The sequence below is a fragment of the Chryseobacterium ginsenosidimutans genome (assembly GCF_039536845.1).
Lineage (GTDB): Bacteria > Bacteroidota > Bacteroidia > Flavobacteriales > Weeksellaceae > Chryseobacterium > Chryseobacterium ginsenosidimutans_B.
On record NZ_BAAAZJ010000003.1, the window covers coordinates 508,259 to 528,493 of the forward strand.

The 20,235-nt window shown below is 32.7% G+C and carries 23 protein-coding genes; 10 read left to right on the top strand and 13 right to left on the bottom strand.

Annotated elements, in window-relative coordinates; genetic code table 11:
• Positions 1 to 162: 162 nt before the first annotated feature.
• Both ABD745_RS02355 and ABD745_RS02360 read left to right on the top strand, forming a co-directional pair.
• A complete protein-coding gene (locus tag ABD745_RS02355) occupies positions 163 to 738 on the top strand; it encodes a TerD family protein (RefSeq protein ID WP_047399638.1) in 576 nt (191 codons plus the stop codon).
• Between the two features lie 2 nt (positions 739 to 740).
• Complete coding sequence (locus ABD745_RS02360; protein ID WP_344824598.1) at positions 741 to 1,415, top strand: TerD family protein; 675 nt, start codon at positions 741 to 743, stop codon at positions 1,413 to 1,415.
• A gap of 31 nt (positions 1,416 to 1,446) precedes the next feature.
• On the opposite strand, the gene ABD745_RS02365 is transcribed toward ABD745_RS02360, so the two are convergent.
• From ABD745_RS02365 to ABD745_RS02405, 9 genes are all read right to left on the bottom strand, one after another.
• A complete protein-coding gene (locus ABD745_RS02365) occupies positions 1,447 to 1,950 on the bottom strand; it encodes a hypothetical protein (protein ID WP_344824602.1) in 504 nt (167 codons plus the stop codon).
• Positions 1,951 to 2,472 (bottom strand): 3'-5' exonuclease, encoded by a 522-nt coding sequence (locus tag ABD745_RS02370; RefSeq protein ID WP_344824605.1) that lies wholly within the window; start codon positions 2,470 to 2,472, stop codon positions 1,951 to 1,953.
• A gap of 244 nt (positions 2,473 to 2,716) precedes the next feature.
• Complete coding sequence (locus ABD745_RS02375) at positions 2,717 to 3,352, bottom strand: hypothetical protein (protein WP_344824608.1); 636 nt, start codon at positions 3,350 to 3,352, stop codon at positions 2,717 to 2,719.
• Positions 3,353 to 3,485: 133 nt separating this feature from the next.
• Positions 3,486 to 3,785, bottom strand: coding sequence for a hypothetical protein (locus ABD745_RS02380; protein ID WP_344824611.1), 300 nt, complete (start codon positions 3,783 to 3,785; stop codon positions 3,486 to 3,488).
• 3 nt (positions 3,786 to 3,788) lie between these two features.
• Positions 3,789 to 4,748, bottom strand: a complete 960-nt coding sequence (locus tag ABD745_RS02385) for a bifunctional helix-turn-helix transcriptional regulator/GNAT family N-acetyltransferase (protein ID WP_344824613.1) — start codon at positions 4,746 to 4,748, stop codon at positions 3,789 to 3,791.
• 277 nt (positions 4,749 to 5,025) lie between these two features.
• Positions 5,026 to 5,409: a hypothetical protein gene (locus ABD745_RS02390; RefSeq protein ID WP_344824616.1), complete on the bottom strand. Its 384-nt coding sequence runs from the start codon at positions 5,407 to 5,409 to the stop codon at positions 5,026 to 5,028.
• 38 nt (positions 5,410 to 5,447) lie between these two features.
• Positions 5,448 to 6,269 carry a carboxylesterase family protein gene (locus ABD745_RS02395; RefSeq protein ID WP_344824618.1) on the bottom strand — a complete coding sequence of 274 codons (822 nt, stop codon included), beginning with the start codon at positions 6,267 to 6,269 and terminating at the stop codon, positions 5,448 to 5,450.
• A 70-nt stretch (positions 6,270 to 6,339) separates the two neighbouring features.
• The gene (locus ABD745_RS02400; RefSeq protein WP_344824620.1) at positions 6,340 to 7,068 is read right to left on the bottom strand and encodes a hypothetical protein; all 729 of its coding nucleotides are present in this window, start codon (positions 7,066 to 7,068) and stop codon (positions 6,340 to 6,342) included.
• An 85-nt stretch (positions 7,069 to 7,153) separates the two neighbouring features.
• Positions 7,154 to 9,172 carry a M3 family metallopeptidase gene (locus ABD745_RS02405; protein WP_344824623.1) on the bottom strand — a complete coding sequence of 673 codons (2,019 nt, stop codon included), beginning with the start codon at positions 9,170 to 9,172 and terminating at the stop codon, positions 7,154 to 7,156.
• Positions 9,173 to 9,383: 211 nt separating this feature from the next.
• Between ABD745_RS02405 and ABD745_RS02410 the strand changes: the two genes are divergently transcribed.
• Positions 9,384 to 9,917 carry an SRPBCC family protein gene (locus tag ABD745_RS02410; protein ID WP_344824626.1) on the top strand — a complete coding sequence of 178 codons (534 nt, stop codon included), beginning with the start codon at positions 9,384 to 9,386 and terminating at the stop codon, positions 9,915 to 9,917.
• Positions 9,918 to 9,952: 35 nt separating this feature from the next.
• Here ABD745_RS02410 and ABD745_RS02415 read toward each other — a convergent pair whose 3' ends face one another.
• Positions 9,953 to 10,309, bottom strand: coding sequence for a DUF805 domain-containing protein (locus ABD745_RS02415; RefSeq protein WP_344824628.1), 357 nt, complete (start codon positions 10,307 to 10,309; stop codon positions 9,953 to 9,955).
• 70 nt (positions 10,310 to 10,379) lie between these two features.
• Between ABD745_RS02415 and ABD745_RS02420 the strand changes: the two genes are divergently transcribed.
• The 4 genes from ABD745_RS02420 to rimM all read left to right on the top strand — a co-directional run bounded on the left by ABD745_RS02420 (position 10,380) and on the right by rimM (position 12,736).
• Complete coding sequence (locus ABD745_RS02420; RefSeq protein ID WP_047399656.1) at positions 10,380 to 10,829, top strand: GreA/GreB family elongation factor; 450 nt, start codon at positions 10,380 to 10,382, stop codon at positions 10,827 to 10,829.
• Between the two features lie 123 nt (positions 10,830 to 10,952).
• Positions 10,953 to 11,471 carry a nitroreductase family protein gene (locus ABD745_RS02425; RefSeq protein WP_344824631.1) on the top strand — a complete coding sequence of 173 codons (519 nt, stop codon included), beginning with the start codon at positions 10,953 to 10,955 and terminating at the stop codon, positions 11,469 to 11,471.
• 149 nt (positions 11,472 to 11,620) lie between these two features.
• On the top strand, positions 11,621 to 12,181 hold the full coding sequence (locus tag ABD745_RS02430; protein ID WP_344824633.1) for a 30S ribosomal protein S16: 561 nt from the start codon (positions 11,621 to 11,623) through the stop codon (positions 12,179 to 12,181).
• 12 nt (positions 12,182 to 12,193) lie between these two features.
• Positions 12,194 to 12,736 (top strand): ribosome maturation factor RimM, encoded by a 543-nt coding sequence (gene rimM, locus ABD745_RS02435; protein ID WP_344824636.1) that lies wholly within the window; start codon positions 12,194 to 12,196, stop codon positions 12,734 to 12,736.
• Between the two features lie 94 nt (positions 12,737 to 12,830).
• On the opposite strand, the gene ABD745_RS02440 is transcribed toward rimM, so the two are convergent.
• The 3 genes from ABD745_RS02440 to ABD745_RS02450 form a co-directional block, all read right to left on the bottom strand.
• The gene (locus tag ABD745_RS02440; protein ID WP_344824639.1) at positions 12,831 to 14,471 is read right to left on the bottom strand and encodes a serine hydrolase domain-containing protein; all 1,641 of its coding nucleotides are present in this window, start codon (positions 14,469 to 14,471) and stop codon (positions 12,831 to 12,833) included.
• A gap of 105 nt (positions 14,472 to 14,576) precedes the next feature.
• Positions 14,577 to 15,377 (bottom strand): helix-turn-helix domain-containing protein, encoded by an 801-nt coding sequence (locus ABD745_RS02445; protein WP_344824642.1) that lies wholly within the window; start codon positions 15,375 to 15,377, stop codon positions 14,577 to 14,579.
• 1 nt (position 15,378) lies between these two features.
• Positions 15,379 to 16,323, bottom strand: a complete 945-nt coding sequence (locus tag ABD745_RS02450; protein ID WP_344824645.1) for a helix-turn-helix domain-containing protein — start codon at positions 16,321 to 16,323, stop codon at positions 15,379 to 15,381.
• An 87-nt stretch (positions 16,324 to 16,410) separates the two neighbouring features.
• Here ABD745_RS02450 and ABD745_RS02455 point away from each other — a divergent pair, with 87 nt between their 5' ends.
• The 3 genes from ABD745_RS02455 (at position 16,411) to rpoN (ending at position 20,217) form a co-directional block, all read left to right on the top strand.
• Positions 16,411 to 17,010 (top strand): CDP-alcohol phosphatidyltransferase family protein, encoded by a 600-nt coding sequence (locus tag ABD745_RS02455; protein WP_344824648.1) that lies wholly within the window; start codon positions 16,411 to 16,413, stop codon positions 17,008 to 17,010.
• A gap of 135 nt (positions 17,011 to 17,145) precedes the next feature.
• Positions 17,146 to 18,594, top strand: a complete 1,449-nt coding sequence (gene asnS, locus ABD745_RS02460) for an asparagine--tRNA ligase (protein WP_344824651.1) — start codon at positions 17,146 to 17,148, stop codon at positions 18,592 to 18,594.
• Positions 18,595 to 18,753: 159 nt separating this feature from the next.
• Entirely contained in the window at positions 18,754 to 20,217 is a 1,464-nt protein-coding gene (gene rpoN / locus ABD745_RS02465) for an RNA polymerase factor sigma-54 (RefSeq protein WP_344824654.1), read from the top strand.
• Positions 20,218 to 20,235: the final 18 nt, after the last annotated feature.

The following is a 20,235-nucleotide window of genomic DNA, read 5'->3' on the forward strand; positions in this document are numbered from 1 at the left end:
AAATCCGATTAGTAAGTCGGATTTTTTTATGATTAAATCTTGCGAAAAATTCAATTTTCTATAATTCGCAATTTACATAATTTTTTGTCACAAAATGTTTTGGAAAATTCCTAAAACCGCCATAACTTCGATGGAACAATACATAAAACACATAACATTATTATGGCAATTAATTTACAGAAAGGACAAAGAATTGATCTTGGATTTACAAAAATGACAATTGGTCTTGGCTGGGATCCGAATGACGGAACGGGATATGATTTTGACCTTGATGCTTCGGCAATTATGATTGATGCAGACAGAAAACTAGTGAATGAAGAATATTTTGTTTTTTATAATAATTTGAATTCTCCGGATGGTGCTCTTACACACACAGGTGATGATCCAAGCGGGAAAAACAGCGATGGCGACGATGATGAAGCAATCATCGTAGATCTTGAAAAAGTAGACCCGAAAGTCGATGAAATTCTTTTTGTAGTAACCATCGAAGATTTTGAAAGGAGAAAACAAAATTTTGGACAGGTGAGAAATTCTTACATCAGAATTATTGATAATTTAACTCATCAGGAAATCGCAAAATATGAGCTTGATGAAGATTTTTCCATTGAAACAGGAATAGAATTCGGAAGATTGTACAAACGCAACGGAAGCTGGAAATTTGAGGCTTCAGGAATCGGTTACAGAGCAGATTTAGGTTTTTTCCTTGAAAAATATTACAAAGGGCAAATCATTAAATAAACATGGCAATCAATTTACAAAAAGGTCAGACAATCAATCTTCGCAAAAATGAGCGTGGTGATAATGTATATGACCTTTCAACCGTGACAATCGGTTTAGGTTGGGATGTTCGCAGACAAGGTGGATTCTTTGGAAGATTATTTGGTGGCAGTGACGGTCCTGAATATGATTTAGATGCGGTTGCTTTTCTTTTGGATAAAAACGGAAAAGTGGCGGATTTAGGTAAAACTCTGCCGGGAAGTTATGGAAGGGAAGTAGTTTTGTATCAAAGTGATGTCATTTATTTTAACTCAATGCGTCATCCAAGTGGGAAAATTTGGTTGACCGGAGACAAAAGAACAGGGGCTGGAGACGGCGATGACGAGCAGATAATTGTAAAATTGGATCAGCTTGATGAACGTTATCAGAAAATTGTTTTTGTAGTTTCAATTTATCAGGGATTAATCAACAGGCAGCATTTTGGAATGATTGAAAATGCTTTTATACGTGCAGTTGATGCAAAAGGAAGAGAAATTACAAAATTCAGTCTTTCGGGTGATGCAAGTATGAACGGAATGTGTTCCATGGTTTTTGCGGAGGTTTACCGACATAATGGCGACTGGAAATTCCGGGCTATCGGAGAACCGTATCCGACAGATAATTTTATTGAGGTTCTTGTACCTTATACCTATAAATAAGGAAAAGTATGCTGAAAAGCATACTTTTTTGCTATATATTAAGACTGATTATTTTTGAACTTTTGTCGTTTAATATAATTTCAATTTTTCCGGAATCTAAAATACTCAATTCATTAAAGTAAGCATCTTTTTCACCTTTATCGATTTTTATTACAGTTTCATTAATAAGATTTTTAAAGATAATCTGATCAGAACAAAGAATGATTAAATAATCATGAACAAAAATATTTTTTATAAAAGTAGCCGCAGATAAGGGAATATAAGGTAATTCGACTTTTTCCAAGGTTGAAATTTTAATTAAAAAATGTTCTCCTTCTTTGGGAATATAAATCCAGTCATTATTGTTTGGAGAATATTGGGTTAAATAGAAATTGATATAATTCCACTTTCCAAAATATTCTTCTGTGACGTTTTTATTATTGAGAAATAAATCGACTTTATAAAGCATTCTTCCATTGTTCGGTTCAACAATGTCAATACACTTTAATTTTAAAATACTTTTTTCCGTTAAAAAGTTAAATTCCGGTAACTCCATTTATTTGAGCCCAATTTTCAAACCCATTTCCTTTTTCATATGCAGCAAAACTTCGGCATTTCCTTTGGCATCATCAACAGGATGATGTGTATGTTCTGTTTTTCTTAAATGTTTCCATTGTGCAAAAGTATCTTTTTCCAATCCGCAATAGAGATCAGAAAGTCTTCGGGAAGAATATCCGAAAGGATTTTTTTCGATAAAATGATGAAAATACCAGCAGATGAACATCCAGTCAAAACCATTATTATCACTAATGAAGATCGGTCTTCCTGTAGAATTTTCTTTAATCCATTCTTCGAATTTCAGCATCACTTCTTTCGGATCATCAAAATTCATCGTTTCTTCTCTTGTGAAGCCGGAAATAGCCAAAGCATCCGGATTAAATTTATCAGAAATAGGTTTTAATTTTCCATAAAAAGTTTTGTCCAGATTTTCCTCCACAATCACCGCTCCGAAACATACCATCGAAAAATCCCCGGGAATCGGACCGTCGGATTCTATATCGATCATAATGTAGCTCATATTCTCATGCCTTTTCAGATTAAAATATTTTTATTGAAACGAATATATCGAAAATTATTGTTGAAAATTTGGTATTTATAAAAGTTCAAAAAACTTCTTTTTCTAATGTAATTATAGTTTTACCAAACAGGTTCAAAATCTTTTTCTGTAGCATGTTCTACATAAGAAGCGAATTTTCTGTTTTCTTTCACGCAATACAAAGCAATGAAATTCCACTAATTTTGTAAGCAGATGGTAATACAACCTATAAAGGATTTTTAAAATCGTGAAGTTCGATAATAGAACCTTTATAAAATTTAGTACAGTCGTATAAATCTGAAAAACAGCTGTAAATGTTGGACTGGGAAAGTAAATCGGATTTTTTTTCATTGAATTCATTTTCTGCGAATGAATACAAGTTTTTGTGATCTGATTTTAAATAATCAAAAAGGAAATTTTCCTTACCTTTTTCTTTGTCAATTAAACCGGTGAAAAATATCCCGTAAATCAGGAATTGATTAAAATTTTCCGAATCGAAAATATATTTAAAATTTGTCTGAGAATGTTTTTTATAATCCGAAAGTATCTGTTGAAATCTTTCGACATCAGAAGAAGACGGAATTTCATAAAAAATATCAATTCCATGAACGAAAAGCTGAGTTTTTACTTCCTCCACATCTGAATTATATTTTGCTTTAAACCAGTCAAAAATACTCAAGATTTCTTCCTGTGAAAGGCTCTCAACGTTTTCCTGAACTTTTTTCTTTATCAGTTCGAGACTTGTTTTCTTATCATCTTTAAGAAATTGAAGGACATTATCTTCTTCACGGCAGAGCTTGTTGTACAAATTGATCTTTGCAGCAACTTGGTTGGTTTTTATAAAATAAAGTTCTTCCGCCATAATTGTTATGTGATGCCTTGTTTTTGGGTATTTTCCAGACTAAGGTAGCGAAAAATTTTGCATTATTCAGAATTATAAACTAATTATAATATTATTTCTTCAAGTTTTAAAAATAAATTCTTTTTCGTAAATATTAGTCTCCGTAAGCAATAATGTCTTGTTGATTTTTTTCTACAATTGATATAATTTGCAGTAATTTTTTAACATCATCATCAAACTGTAAATTTTGATTTGAAATATTCTTTTTTATTTGATCTGCTATTTCTTTATTCCACCTGAAATCTGAATAATAATCAAAGCGGGTGTCGATAATTCCTTTCTTTTGTAAATTACTGAAAGTTTTGCCGTCAAGTTGTCCAATCAAGATAAGTTCTGCTTTCTCAGGATAGCTTGGTGTCGGCTGATCTTTTTTAATTGTATAAAAATCTAACATTTTTTAATTGTTTAATTTCAATTCCATCTGAATATTACAACGTTTGTAGGGTGTTGCATGACCAACTACTTTTTCAAAACCTAATTTATAATAAAGATTGATTGCGGGGATTAAAATCGTATTACTTTCCAGATATAAATAAGAAGCGCCCAGTTTTTTTGCTTCTTCAGAGATTGCTTTACCGAGAAGCCAGCCGATATTTTTCCCCTGTGCTTTTGGTGAAACAGCCATTTTTGCCATCTCATAATCGTAGTGAGAGTCATTCATTTTGATTAAAGCGCAAACTCCGACAGGTTCATTGTTGTAAAGAGCAACTAAAATTTTTCCGCCTTTGTTGAGAATATATTCTTTCGGGTTGTCTAAAGCTTTGTAATCGGCTTCTTCCATTTCAAAATAGGTGGAAATCCATTCTTCATTTAAAGATTTAAAGGCATGTTGATATTTTTCTTCATACTCTACAATTTCCACATTTTTGCTTTCGCGAATTTTCTTTTGATCCTGAACTCTCTTAAATAAAGATTTTTTCTCAAGAATATGTTCCCATTCTTTGATGGCTTCCCAAAGATTATGAGATGCTTCATTCAGCATCAGTTCAACGGCATTATCGATATCCTGACATTGAATTTTTATTTTTTTTGAAAGTTCTTTTCCTTTTTCAGACAAAGCAACAACGTTTCTACGCTTGTCTTTTGATTCGATGCTGTCATCAATTAGACCCGCTTTTGTCATTTCCTTTACAATTTTTGTAACGGAAGGTTGAGAGTGACCGATGTCTTCAGCGATTTCAGTGATTGTTTTTTCACCTTCTTCAGATAGCAAAAAATACACAGGGAACCATTTCGGTACAAATCCCTCTACATTATACATCTCATAAATCTTTGCCGCATCATCCGTCATTTTTGATGTTAATATTCTCATTCGGCTTCCCAAAGCCATTTTTCCGGTTTTATCAAAAACATTCATTATTTAGTAATTAGTTATATAACTGATTATGCAAATGTAAATACTTTGTATTTTATAACAAAATATTATATTGAAAATTTTATAATTAGTGAAACAAGGTGCTTTTGTCCAGGATATCCAAATAATTTACCATTGTTTTCCTCAGCTTTATTCCATCCGAAATTGGGAATTGAAACAGAGCTGATTGTTACTTTTGCCGTATTTTTCTTAAAAAATTGAATGTATAGATTGTGTTTTTATTTTAATAAATTGAAGTTTTCAAATGTAGAATTCGTGTTTACTGCGAATTGGGATCGAAATAAGCTTTAAAAGTCAATGGGTCTTCAATTTTATCTTCAGCTTCTTCAAGATATTCATGGTATTCTTCCTGATGCATTTCCATATAAACCATTACGATAGCTAGATTTATAAACAGGTTTTTATCTTTTGAGCCTAATGCCAATGCGTTTTTCAGATACATCAAAGCCTTTTCATTTTCTCCCATATCAGAATAAATTGCACCTATGTTAATCAAAGCCGAAGTATTCTGAGGTTCAATCAATAGAATTTCACCCAGCTCTTTAATTAAAAGATCATTTAAAGTATCCCAATGATCTTCATTTTCCCATCTTTTAGCCTGGAGCTTTTTTACGTTTTGTAATCTTTGGTTTATGTTATTCATGGGGTAAAATTACGGAATTGTCAATAATAATTTTTCTTTTACCTGCGTTTTCCGAATAACCATTTCGGAATTTCATCCGTTATCAGAAACGGAATCACAATATTGTTATGATTAAGATTTGTGAAGGTCGTAAAGATCAAATTTTTGTCGGAGGAAAGTTTATTATATAATTCAACGCTGCCGATGTATGGGTTTTCGTCATCATTTTTGCCGTGAATGAGCCAGATATTTTTTTCTTTAATTTTATTAAGATTCGACAAATCCGGAACGGCAGCAACGGAAACAACTGCTGCAAATGTATCGGGTTGCAGATTCATAAGATTTTGAGCAGTTGAGCCGCCCATTGAATAGCCAACAAGATAAATTCTGTTTCTATCAATATTGGGATATTCTTTTTCAATATCTTTTATCAATTTTAATAAAGCAAAAACTTCATTAGATGGTTTTGAAATCAGAAGACCTTGTTTATTGAGCTCATAATTTGCAGAGCGTTTATTAAATTGTGGTGCTACAACATAACATGGGTATTTTTCATAAATTTCATTTCGTAGCCATATTTTAGCGAATGGTTCAAGTTGATTTTCGTTATCATTTCCGATCCTTGAAGAATTATGAAATGTAATAACCAATGGAAATTTTTCTCTTTTGCTGTTATTTTTAGGGGTTAAAAGTCTGTATGGAATTTTAATGTCATTTTCTATAAATGTTTTCCTTTGAAATTTATCGGTATTTAAGCTGTTTACTATTTTTCTGTTATTCAAAAAGGTAAGACTGTCAACTTCTGTGTCCCGAAATTCTTTCTTTTGTGCAAAAGCTTGATTGATGGTGAAAATTAGTAAAAAGAGTACTTTGAATTTCATAATTTTTTAATTTTTGATAAACTTTATTTACTAGTTTTTTTAAGCTTAATATTTGTAAATAAAATGATTATTAGTAATTATTTTTCTCATAAAATGAAAATATTGCGGCATCTAGTACACATGGTTTTATTTCAGCCTTTTCACATAGCTCAAAAATGATATCACTCACATAATTATAGTATGCTTTATCTTGTAAAGCAGTTGCGGATAATGGTATTGGAAATCTCAATTCATTTAGCCATCTTATTATTCGACTATCAATTGGAGTTTCGTATTTTGTCAATCCTAAATCTTGAAGCAAATTTCTGGATTGTTTAGGACCAATTCCTTTAAAATTTTCTTGAACATTGTTTGCAATTTGTCTTTCAAAAAATCTGTCATCTTTATTTATAAGAGAATTAATTTCATCAAGAATTTCCCAGTTACTTTTTTGTAAATGATTGAAATTTATCTCAATCTCATTTGCAATATTTTTTGTGCGTCGAATTCCTTTTGCAATAGTTAACTGATAAAAAGCATACTCGTTTAATTCTTTTTGCGCTAAACAGTTTTTTAGAGATAGTGGATGTGGATCTAGATTTAAAAATTTTGTTACTGAACTATCTTCACCTGATCTTTGTTGTGTAGTAAGTAAGCACATTATTAAACTCTTCCAAAAATGATCTTTTTTTATGATTGAACATTTTGTGGCTAAATTTTTTTTAATTCTATGCTGTACAAACTTATGGCTTGTTTGATTTATAATAAGTTTTTGAACTTTATCTATATCTAAATTGTCAATCTCAAGAGTTAATTTCATAGTTTATTTTTCAAGAATTGCGGCTAAAATTTATATAAAAATAAAAGTTCCTTCAATTTTACATTAAAGGAACTTTTGTCTTTTCCTATCCAAACGCCCTCTTCAGCAAACTCTCTACTTTCGGCTCGCTTCCTCTGAAATTCTTATACAATTCCATCGGATCTTTTGTGCCTCCCGAAGAAAGAAGAACTTTATATTTCGCGGCAATTTCAGGATTGAAAATTCCGTTTTCTTTAAAATATTGGAAGGCATCGGCATCCAGAACTTCCGCCCATTTGTAAGAATAATATCCAGCAGAATATCCACCCTGGAAAATATGCGAAAAGCTCGGACTCATCGCTGTTTCAGGATTTACCGGATAAAGCTGTGTTGCTTTCGTGTAATCATCCTCAAACTCTTTTACAGTCTTATTCTCCAACTCTCCAACCTTAGTATGGTAATTCATATCCAGCAATCCGAAACCAAGCTGTCTCATCGTTTGATACCCTTCCATAAAGTTTTTCGACTGAGCAATTTTCTCGATTTTTTCGTCCGGAAGAACTTCTCCTGTTTTATAATGTTTCGCGAAAGTTTTCAGGAATTCCGGTTCATAACAGAAATTTTCAAGGAATTGAGAAGGCAGTTCCACAAAATCCCATTTCACAGAAGTCCCCGAAAGAGTAGGATATTGTGTATTTGCCAACATTCCGTGAAGAGCGTGACCAAATTCATGGAACAAAGTCGTCACTTCCTGGAACGTCAACAAACTCGGTGTATCTTTTGTCGGTTTGCTGAAATTACAAACGATAGAAATATGCGGACGAGAATTTTCGCCGTCTTTTTTATATTGATTTTTATAGCTCGTCATCCAAGCTCCGGCTCTTTTGCCTTTTCTCGGGAAATAATCTACATACAATAAAGATTTGTATTCACCGTTCTCTTTTACCTCATAGACTTTTACATCTTCATGATATTTTGGAATGTCGTTTCTTTCCTCAAAAGTCAATCCGAATAATGTATTCGCTAAACCAAAAACAGCATCCTGAACCTGATTCAAAGGGAAATAAGGTTTTAATTCCTCATCATTCAGATCATATTTAGCTTTACGAAGTTTTTCGGCATAAAAAGCATGGTCATAACCTTGTATTTCATCGATTCCGTCGGCTTTTGCCAAAGATTTTAATTCTTCGATTTCTTTTTCGGCGTAAGGTTTTGCTTTGGTCAGCAATTCATTCAAAAAGTCAATAACTTTTGTTGGAGATTTTGCCATTCTTTCTTCTAAAACATAATCTGCATAATCTTTGTAACCTAATAATTCTGATTTTTGCTGTTTTAAAGTAAGAAGTTCTTTGATTAAATTTTGATTGTCAAATTCGCCTCCGTCGAAAGATTTTTTGCCGTTTGCCAATGCAATTTCTTTTCTCAATTCACGGTTTTCAGCATATGTCATCAACGGAATATAGCTTGGATATTGTAATGTTACAACCCAGCCTTCCAGATTTCTTTCTTTTGCTTCTTCAGCATATTGCTCTAAAATAGCATCCGGAATTCCTGCAAGGTCTTCTTTATTAGTAATATGTTTGAAATAATTATTGGTCGAAGCCAACACATTTTGTCCGAACTGAAGAGATTTTAAAGATAAATCCATGCTGATTTTCTTTAATTTTTCTTTGTCTTCTTCGTTTAATAATGCACCGCTTCTCACAAAACCTTTGTATGTTTCATTTAAAAGCATTTGCTGTTCTTCATTCAGATTATATTTCTCTTTTTCGTCGTACACTTTTTTAATTTTATTGAAAAGAGCTTCGTTTTGAGAGATTTTTGAAGAATATTCTGTTAAGATCGGAGAAACTTCCTGAGCGATCTGTTGCAGTTCGTCACTTGTTTCTGCAGAATTTAAGTTGAAAAATATATTAGAAACCGCATCCAGTTGTTCGCCCGAATAAGCCAATGCTTCAATTACATTTTCGAAAGTCGGCTCTTCAGGATTGTTAACGATAGCATCGATTTCTTCTTCTGATTTTTGAATTAATTCCTTGAAAGCAGGAAGATAATCCTCATTTTTAATATCGTTGAATGGTGCGGAATGATATGGGGTATTAAATTTTTCAGTTAAAATATTCATATTCTAATTTTTAATTAATGTAAATTTAATGATTCTCATGAATCGATAGCGAAAATGCTCAAAAATGATGCCTGAAAAGGAAGATGTGACAAAAATGCTTTATCTTTAATATCTTGTCATAGGCGAAGTTTAAATGTGGCGGGAATGACTAATTTTGAAACAGATTTAATGCTAATGATGTTGAAATTTAACCCTAAATATTTTATAAACTATGAAAACAATGTTAAAAATTATTGGTGTAATTATCCTTTTAATTGTGGTGTATGCCGTAATCGCAATGCTGGCTTTCGGTAAAAATTATCATTATGAAAAATCAATGGTAGTTAATGCTCCTAAAGAAAAAGTATGGCAGCAGATAAGTTCAACGAAGGCTTTTAACCAATGGAATCCCTGGATGAAATTAGATCCGGCTATGAAAATTACTTATACCGGAAACCCGGGAGAAGTGGGAGATAAGTATTGTTGGGACAGTAAAAATGACGATGCAGGAGCCGGATGTCAGGAAATCAAAGAACTGGTTTTAAATGAAAAACAAAAAACAGAAATGATTTTTGAAAGACCGTTTGCAGGACAGGCAACTTCTGAAATTACTTTATCACCCGAAGGTAGCGGAACAAAAGTAACCTGGACGATGGATACAGAACAGGATCCCATGATGAAAATAATGCGGCCGATGATGGATTACCAGATGGGAAAATCTTACGAAGAAGGTCTGAATAATCTGAAAAATTTAGTTGAAAAATAAAAGAAAGTCCTGTAAATTTTACAGGACTTTTTTAATTAAAATTCTTTTTTACCGATTTCATTAATAGTATTATAACTTTCAATATTTTTTGGATTTGATCCATATCTGTTTGTTCCGCGTTCTCCGTCAACAAATACCATTACTATAAAATAGAATGGGATAAACTGAAACCAGCCACTGTTTCCAAGATCATGACATCTTTTTGCTCCCTGCATCACTCGGAAAATTACTCCTGCAAACCAAGCAATGACAACGAGAATGTAAAAAAGTGCAAGTTTGGTTACACCCGCCAAAATAACAGTGAAAAGCAATACACCAAAATATATTAAATATGATAATGCAAACTCCGTCCTTCTGATTCTGCCCTCAACTGAAAATACGTTTTTAAACATGGTTATTTTTTTAAAAGGCAAAAATATAAATTATTTAAAAAAATATTATCTTTATATAAAGATTCGATTCATGGAGAAGACAGTATTTGAGAAAAGCAGCATAAGAAATTATGTAAAAAACGTTATCGCGGAAAAGATTGAAAAGCTTAAAAAATTTATTGAATTTACCTTAGAAGCAAGCCGTGATATAAAAAAGACTCCGAAATATGACAGTATGAGGGAAGAAATGCAAGAGGAAATCTACCAAATGCAAAGACAGCTCGGAGCTCTGAATGATTTAAAAATAAATATGGCGAAAGTCCTAAATAAATCAACCGAAAGAGTTCAGCTGGGTTCTTTGGTTATTACTAATAAAGCAAGGTTTTATATTTCGGTTTCTTTGGGAGAGTTCTTTTTTGAAGGCGACCGCTTTTATGCCATTTCCTCCGAAAGTCCGATGGCTAAGAAAATGATGGGCATGAAACCCGGAGATGAATTTACTTTGAATAAAATTCATCAGAAAATTGTTGAAGTTTTATAGTTAATTAAGAATTAAGTTCATTAAAATTCTCTATTATTCCGACAAAGGAAACATTTAGATTTTCAGCAATTAAAACTAACAACAATCAACAATCGCCCATTAACTTTTTGTAATTTTGCGTCTATGAACAAAGCAGAAGTTTTAAAGGAAATCATAGAGCAAAGAAGAAGTATCTTTCCAAAAGATTATACAGAAGCAGAAATTTCTCAGGAAATTCTTGATGAAATTTTAAATTCAGCAACATTTGCTCCCAACCACAAACGCACAAAACCTTGGCGTTTTAAAATATTTAAAGGCGAAGAAAAAGCAAAATTGGCTTCGGAAATGCAGGAGATCTATAAATCTACCCAAGCTCCACAAGTTTTTTTAGAAAAGAAATATAATGACATCGGATTTAAGATCAATAAAGCTGATGCCGTAGTTTCTATTGTTGTGAACTTCAGCGGAATGGTTCCCGAATGGGAAGAAATCGCTGCTGTTTCTATGGCGGTTCAGAATATGTACCTGACCTGTACAGCAAATAATATCGGCTGCTATTGGAGTTCTCCGAAAATTGTAGATTATCTGAAAGATTCTTTAACGATTGAAGAAAACCAAAAATGTCTTGGGCTTTTCTATATGGGAAAAATTGACCAAGCTTAGCAACGTAAAATGTACCAATTTACCAATGAAAATTCTATTAAAAAATTCTACAATATTGTTACATTTAATAATTGTTGAATTAGAATTTTTGTTTATCTTTGCACTCTTAAATATTTAACTGGGACGAGTTCCCATAAAATTCAAACATTATGTCAGTAAAAATCAGATTACAAAGACACGGATCAAAAGGGAGACCTTTTTTCCACATCGTGGTTGCAGATTCTAGATCTAGAAGAGATGGTAAATTCATCGAGAAATTAGGAACTTACAACCCAATTACTAACCCTGCAACTATCGACTTGAATGTTGATTCTGCTGTAAAGTGGTTAAACAATGGTGCTCAGCCAACTGATACTGCAAGAGCTATTCTTTCTTACAAAGGTGCACTTTACAAAAAACACTTACAAGGTGGTGTTGCTAAAGGAGCTTTTGATGAGGCTGAAGCTGAAAAAAGATTCAATGCTTGGGTAGAAGCTAAAGATTCTAAAGTACAAGGTAAAGTAGAAGGTTTGGTTCAGTCTAAAGCTGATGCTAAAAAAGCTGCTTTGGAAGCTGAAGTAAAAGTAAACGAAGCTAGACTTGCTGCTGCTGCACAAGCTGACGCTGATGCTAAAGCTGCTGAAGAGGCTGCAAACGCACCTGCTGAAGAAGTTGCTACAGAAGCAGAAGCTCCTGCTGCTGAATCTACAGAAGAAAACACTGAAGCTTAAGAGAAATCCTATATGCGTAAAGAAGATTGCTATTTGTTAGGAAAAATCACGCGCAGACATGGACTTGCAGGGAATGTTATCCTTAAATTGGATACCGATCAACCCGAGCTTTACAATAAACTGGAATCAATATTCGTTGAAATCAACGGATTATTGGTTCCTTTTTTTATTGCAAAATCATCTTGGAGCAAATTAGATGCTCTGAATATCGCCTTTAAAAATTCTACAGAAGCTTTGGTAGACCAATCTTTGGGAAAGAATGTTTACTTGCCATTGGCTTCCTTACCAAAACTTTCAGGAAAACAATTTTACTATCATGAAATCATTGGATACAATATTTTCGATGAGAATGAGAATGATTGTGGTGTTATCAGATCTGTGAATGATCAGACTGCCCAGATTTATTTTGTCACCAATTTAGATGGGAAAGAGGTGGTTATTCCGATGATTAAAGACTGGATTCTTGAAGTGAACAGAGAGGACAGATTTATCAAAATGCAGCTTCCTGAAGGTCTTATCGATGTCTTTTTAGTTTCTTCTAAAAAAGACGAATAAATTTCTTTTTCTAAAAAAGGCAAATAAGCTAATGAAGCAAATTCGCCTTGACTTTCCAAATTTTTCTATATTATTTATTACTCATTACCAATTCTTATTGCTCATAAACAGCGGGTAATAAGTATTCCTGTACCATTTTATCAACTTGTAAATGAGCATAAAGTTTGTTGTAAGCTTTAGCCGTAATGACCATTACAACAGGAACTTCTGTGAATATAATAATTTTGTTTCCACCATTTCCGCTGGATTGGTAAGATTCAAAACTTTTATTTCCGACTTTATAAACCTTTCTCCAAAACAAATATCCATAACCTTCAAAGTCTTTATTATCAGCAAAATAATTGGTAAAAGATTTTTTGATCCAGTTTTTATCCAAAATAGTTTTTCCGTTCCAGGTTCCGTTATTTTTATAAAGTTGCCCGAATTTTGCAAAATCCAGTGCATTCATTTTCAGTCCACCAGCTAAAGAAGGTTTTTGCTGAGGTGTAAATTGCCATTTATAATTGGTAATTCCCAATGGCTGAAAAAGCTTATTCTGAGCGTAATTTTCTAAGCCTTTCGGAACAGATTGATCTAAAATATCCCCTGTTAAAACAACGCCTGCTGTAAAATAACTCCATGTTTTTCCTATTTTATTTTCACTCATTGGTAAATCGAGTACAAATTTCACCCAATTTTCTGTCGGATACATATTTTCCTCATTTCCGGGAGATTCTTCATCCTGATCATTTCCATCGAAACCGGAACTCATCGTCAGTAAGCTTTTAATGGTAACACTGTCTTTTTTCGAAGAATAATTATTGAATTGTTTTAAATCATAAAATTCTTTCAAGCTTTGATTCTCACTTTTAATATAACCATCTTTTATGGCAATACCCATTAATGCTGAAGAAAATGATTTTCCAACGGAACGCGTATCGTTTAAACTGTCTCTTTTATAGCCATTAAAATATTCCTCCAACAACAGTTTTTCATTTTTAATCACAATAATTCCTGTAATATCCCTGAATCTGTTTTCTGCAATTTTTTGATTTAAAGCTTTAATTTTTTGTTGGTTAAATTTTTCATCAGAAATTTTCCAACCGCTGTTAGGCTTTATTTTTTGGATAGTCATCTGGCCTTCAGAGATGTTTTTTTGAGGAACAATTAATTTAATTTCTCCTTGTGCAATCACATTTCCGATTTTCAGTATTGATGATTTTAAATACGGTTTAATTTCAATTTTCAATACATGGTTTCCTGCTTTCAGCACATCAATTCCACCGTTCGCAAGATAAAATCTCATCCATAAATATCTTCCCCACGAATCTTCATTTGTTGTACTTAAAAATGGAATCCTAAAACTTGTTTTTATCTTTTTACTGTCGGCTGTTCCTGCTCCGGTATTCAAATTCTCGGTATAAATTAATTTTCCGTCAACAATGAAATTAAATTGATAATTTCCTTTTTTAAGTAATTCATCAATAGTTAGAGAAGGATCAAGCTGGTGTAAATAATTGACTAAAGAATTATCCAGAAAAACACGGATATCGAAATTTTTATCTTCCTTAAATATCATAGTTTTTAGAAAATCAGCTTCCTTTATATTTTCAAAGGGAATCACTTTATCTAAAAACACAATTTTGTTTGCATGTGTTTTCTGAACAGAATTTTCAATTTTTTCAGGCTTAACAATATTTTGTGCTAAAGAAAAGCTGGAAATTAGAATAAGAACGACTAAAAGGGTTGATTTCATTTTAAATTTTATCTGAACAAAAATAGACATCGTTTTCCTGAAAAAATAGAATAAAATTAACGTTTGGAAGTTTCCCACAGATTTCACAGTTAACAAAAATAAATATTACTTCAAAATCTTCCTGTATTTCAAAGGTGTAATCCCGATATTTTCCTTAAAACAACGGATAAAATGACTTTGGTCTGAAAATCCGCATTCCAAGGCAACTTCTGATAAAGATTCGTATTCATTTAAGATTTTCAATGATTTTTCAACCTTTAATTTTCTTACATATTCTCCTAAATTGCATTGAAAATATTTCTGAAAATCTCTGCTCAAATGCATCGGATGAATATTCAATGTTTGAGAAAGTTCAGTCAAGCTCAATTTTTCGGTAAAATTTTCATGCAGAATTTCATCAATATGTTTTACCCAGGTCGGTTTTTTTTGTGAACTGTCTTTTTGATCTGATAATTGACTGAAAATGTTTAATAATAATTGATTGACAGTCAATTCAAAAGAATCATCGTTCAGTTTTGTTTCCTTAAAAATCTGGTAAGTCAATAATTTCAAATCTGGGTTTTTAATATTGAAACTTCCTTCAATATTGTCTTTTGAGAGCTGAAGCTTTTCAAACCATTTTTCTGTAATTTCAATGTGGAATCCTCTTGTAAAAATATCCGGTTTTATATTGTAGTGAGAGTCTTCCCAATGATGATAAAGAAGTGTTCCGGCGGAGCAATCATAGATTTCTTTTTTATTGCCTTCTTTCATATTTCCCTGTAGCAGAAAGGTAAAATAAGGGTTTTCATGGTAATGCCAATCGACGAAGGGATGTGTATATTCCGTATCCGTAATAGTCAATCCGTCGAAGTTGAGGATTTTATTGGTTTGTCCGAAAAATTCACCATTACGAAGGTTTTTCATATTATAGTTTTTGGCTTAAATTTTCAATCTGTTGGTACATTTTATTGAAAAATATTTTTCTGTCACGGTTTCCGGAGGTATTTAGTGATTTTGAATTTTTGATCTGATGTTCAAAATAATTCAATGTTTCGTTACAGGTTTTGGCATCATTAATCAAAATATAACCGAACATATTCGTTGGCAAAGCAAAAAGTGACTGTTTCGGATGATGAAAAAAGATGTCATTGGAAAGATGCATCAATTCATTTTCATACAAGTGAAATTTTGGATTGTTTTCAGTTTTTTGCTCGATATATCCGATCAATTCTTTGAGCTCATTCAAAATTATTTTAGCTTCATTTTTTTGTAAAAGCCCGGTGTCGTAATAAAATGAAATCTGTTGTAAGATACTTGAAACTGTCATGTCATTCCACAATTCTACGACATTTTGCTCCTCATATTTTTTTCTTAATTCTTTTGTATTTGCTTCAAAATAAGGAGGCGAAAATTGAAGAAAAGGAATAAAAACCTGTTTCGCATTCAACAAATTCATCCAGACATAAATTTTGAAACGGGAAAGCAAAGTATCTGAAAGGGTGTAAAAAAATGGAATATCTTTCGCCGAATAATAAATCGTGATCCCATCAGAAAGCGGCAGGTTTTCAAAAACGCTGAGGTTATTTTGAAAAAAAGACTGTAAATCTTCGGTTTGCGTTACAGCTGAAGTTTTTTGTGCTAAAATCTGATAATCAGAAGTCAAAAATTGATCTAGAGAAATCTGGTAATATTTTGCCAGTTCCAAAGCTTCTTCAAAACTGAACTTTGCCTTCAAAGAGGTTCTTCGGTGCGCTGCATCATAGCTTATAGTAAGAATATTGGCAATCTCGTCATTCAAGGATTTATCACCAATTTTTTTTCGGAGTTCCTTCAATAAACGTTCCTGGTGCATGGCTTTTGTGATTTTCACAAATGTACTGATTTATTTTAATTTTTTTTCACATTTAATTTGGGGTTTTGCGGAGATAATTTTGAAGTGTAATTTTAAACTTCTATCATGAAAACAATACCTTACATTTTAATTGCCGTAAGATTTATTTTAGCTCCGATTATTCTGTTACTGGCTTACTTTAAGGAGGAAGAATCTAGATTTTTGATTTTAATATTAATGTACTTTGGATTATTAACAGATATTTTTGATGGAATTATCGCAAGAAAGGTTGGAGTTTCCTCAGAAAAACTCAGAAGGTTAGACAGTCAAACAGATCTGATTTTCTGGCTGTCATTAGGATTCGCTTCATATTTTCTCAATCCTGAATTAATAAAAAATGAATGGAAAGGAATTCTTTTGATCTTCATCATGGAAGCACTTTGTTATCTTGTCAGTTTCCTGAAATTCGGAAAAGAAACTTGTACACATGCTTTTTTGTCAAAAATGTGGGGCTTGAGTTTACTGATTGCGCTTACTTATTTAATAGGATTTCAAGAAACGGGCTGGGCTTTTTACCTTACAATTGTATTAGGATTTATCTCTCACATCGACGTTATTCTGATTATTTTATTGCTTCCAAAATGGCAATATGATGTTCCAAGTTCTTATCACGCCTGGAAAATCAGGAATGGAAAGCAAAGAAAAAAGACAATATTCTTTAATTAAATGATATTTAACGCATAGTTTTTAGTTAAATAATTGATAAATGATTTTGTAAAAAGGCAGTGTAATCATCAAATTGCGCTGTTTTTTTGTACCTTTGCGCTCATTAATTTTTATAGAAAAATTTATAATCAACAAATGAAAAAGCAGACAATTAAGGAAATCCTACAGGATTACAAAAAGGTATTACATCATGACATTACTGTTTACGGTTGGGTAAGAGCTTTCCGTTCAAATCGCTTTATTGCGCTTAATGATGGTTCTACAATTAATAATTTGCAGATAGTTGTTGATTTCGAAAATTTTGACGAAGAAATTATCAGTAAGATCAGTACAGCAGCATCTTTAAAAATTGTCGGCGAAGTTGTAGAAAGCCAGGGAGCAGGACAGACAGTGGAAATTGTAGCTAAAAAGATCATTATTTTAGGTGACAATTTTACAGAAGAAAGAGATAAAACAATTCTTCAACCTAAAAAACACTCATTGGAAACATTGAGAGATCAGGCGCATTTAAGATTCAGAACTAATTTATTTGGGGCTGTTTTCAGAGTACGTCATGCGGTGAGCTTTGCAGTGCATTCATTTTTTAACCAAAACCAATTTTTTTATATCAACACGCCTGTAATTACAGGGGCAGATGCAGAAGGAGCGGGAGAAATGTTTGGCGTAACCAACTTTGATTTAAACAATATTCCAAGAGATGAGCAGGGTGATATCGATTTTACACAGGATTTCTTCGGTAAAAAAACAAACCTAACCGTTTCAGGACAGCTTGAAGGCGAGACTGCAGCAATGGGATTGGGAAGAATTTATACTTTCGGACCTACTTTCCGTGCTGAAAACTCAAACACAACGCGTCACTTGGCAGAATTCTGGATGATCGAGCCGGAAGTTGCTTTCAACAACCTTGAAGACAACATCGATTTGGCAGAAGATTTCTTAAAATATGTAATCCAGTATGTGTTGGATAACTGTAAAGATGATCTTGATTTCTTAGACAAACGTTTTGCAGAAGAGCAGAAAACAAAAGCTGAAAAAGACAGAGCAAAAGAAGGTTTGATCGAAAAACTTCAAAATGTTATTGCTAAACGTTTCAAACGTGTAAGCTATACAGAAGCGATTGAGATCCTTATGAACTCAAAAGAAAATAAAAAAGGGAAATTCCAGTATCCGGTTGAAAATTGGGGAACTGATCTTCAATCTGAGCACGAAAGATATTTGGTTGAGAAACATTTCGAAAGTCCGGTAGTTTTATTTGATTATCCGAAAGAGATCAAGGCATTCTACATGAAACTGAACGATGACAATAAAACCGTTGCCGCAATGGATGTACTTTTCCCGGGAATTGGTGAAATCATCGGAGGTTCTGAAAGAGAGGCCAGATTAGATGTTTTAAAACAAAAAATGGCAGAAATGCATGTAGATGAACATGAGCTTTGGTGGTATCTTGATACCAGAAAATTCGGTTCCGTACCACACGCGGGATTTGGATTAGGATTGGAAAGACTGGTTCTTTTCGTAACAGGAATGACCAACATCAGAGATGTGATTCCTTTCCCTAGAACACCGAAAAACGCAGAGTTTTAAATATAAAAAAGCCTTAAAGTAAAATTTAAGGCTTTTTTGTTTATTCTTATAGCTTATTATTGTCGGTAAGTATAATACAAAAATCGTGCTAAAATGTTTTTTTGTCAAAATAATTTATTAAATTCGTAGAATATGTTATGTTAAACACCAATTAATAATATGCTTAAACAACACTTACAACTCAAATTAGGACAGAAGTTGGCTCCTCAGCAAATCCAGTTGATGAAGTTGATCCAGCTTCACACTTTGGAATTTGAAGAGGAACTTGAGAGGGAGTTAGAAGAGAATCCGGCATTGGAAATCGCAAAAGAAGAATCTAAGGAAGATGATTATGCTTCACTAGAGGATACTTATGAAAGTGAAGGTACGGAAAGCATTGAAACAGATTTTGATGTTGACCAATATCTTTACGACGACGAGCCAAGCTATAAAACTACATCAAGTAATTACTCTTCGGACGACGAAGAATTCGATAATGAAAGTCTTTTAACGGAAGGTCAGTCTTTGTATGACTATCTTTTGGAGCAAATTCATCTTGCAAATATTAATAAAGAAGATATTAAAATTGCAGAATATCTTATAGGAAATCTTGATACTGATGGATATTTAAGAAGAGAAATCAAATCTATTGTTGATGATTTGGCGTTCTCACAAGGAATTTATACAACAAAAGAAAATATTGAAGAGATTCTTGAAAATTATGTTCAGAAGCTTGATCCGCCCGGAGTAGGAGCGAGAGGTCTGCAGGAATGTCTTTTGTTGCAGATTGAAAAGAAAGTAAGCTCTGATAAAGCGGTTTCTCTGGCTGCAAATATTTTGAGACATCAATTTGATGCTCTTACGAACAAGCATTATAACAAAATCATTCAGAAGTATGATATTGAAGAGGAAGATCTGAAAGCTGCATTAGATGAAATTTCAAAATTATCTCCAAAAGTTGGTGGGAATTTTGATACTCAGACCATTACAATCAATCAGGAAATTATCCCCGATTTTGTGATTCAGGTAAAAGACGGAATGGTTATTCCGATGTTGAATAGTAAAAATGCACCGACTTTAAGAGTTTCTGAAGAATATAAGGATATTTTAACGACGTATTCTCACGATAAAAATTCTTCTGAACACAAACAGGCAGCTTTGTTCATTAAACAAAAACTAGATGCTGCAAAATGGTATATTGATGCCATTAATCAACGTCAGAATACTTTATTGCAGACCATTACGGCTATTGTAAAGTTTCAGAAGGAATATTTTATTACAGGTGATGAAAAGTCTCTGAGACCAATGATTTTGAAGGATATTGCAGATATTACGGGCTTTGATATTTCTACGATTTCGAGGGTTGTAAAAAGTAAATATGCAGATACATCAAACGGAATTCTTTATCTGAAAGATTTATTTTCTGACAGTTTAACGAATGACGACGGCGAAGAGGTTTCTACAAAAGAAATTAAAAATCATCTTCAGGAAGTGATTAGTAAAGAAAATAAGAGAAAACCATTAACAGACGACGCTCTTGTTGTTATCTTAAAAGAACAAGGATATAATATTGCGAGAAGAACGATTGCAAAATATCGTGAACAGCTTAATATTCCTGTTGCGAGATTAAGAAAAGAACTTTAAAAAATAAAAAAGCATTTC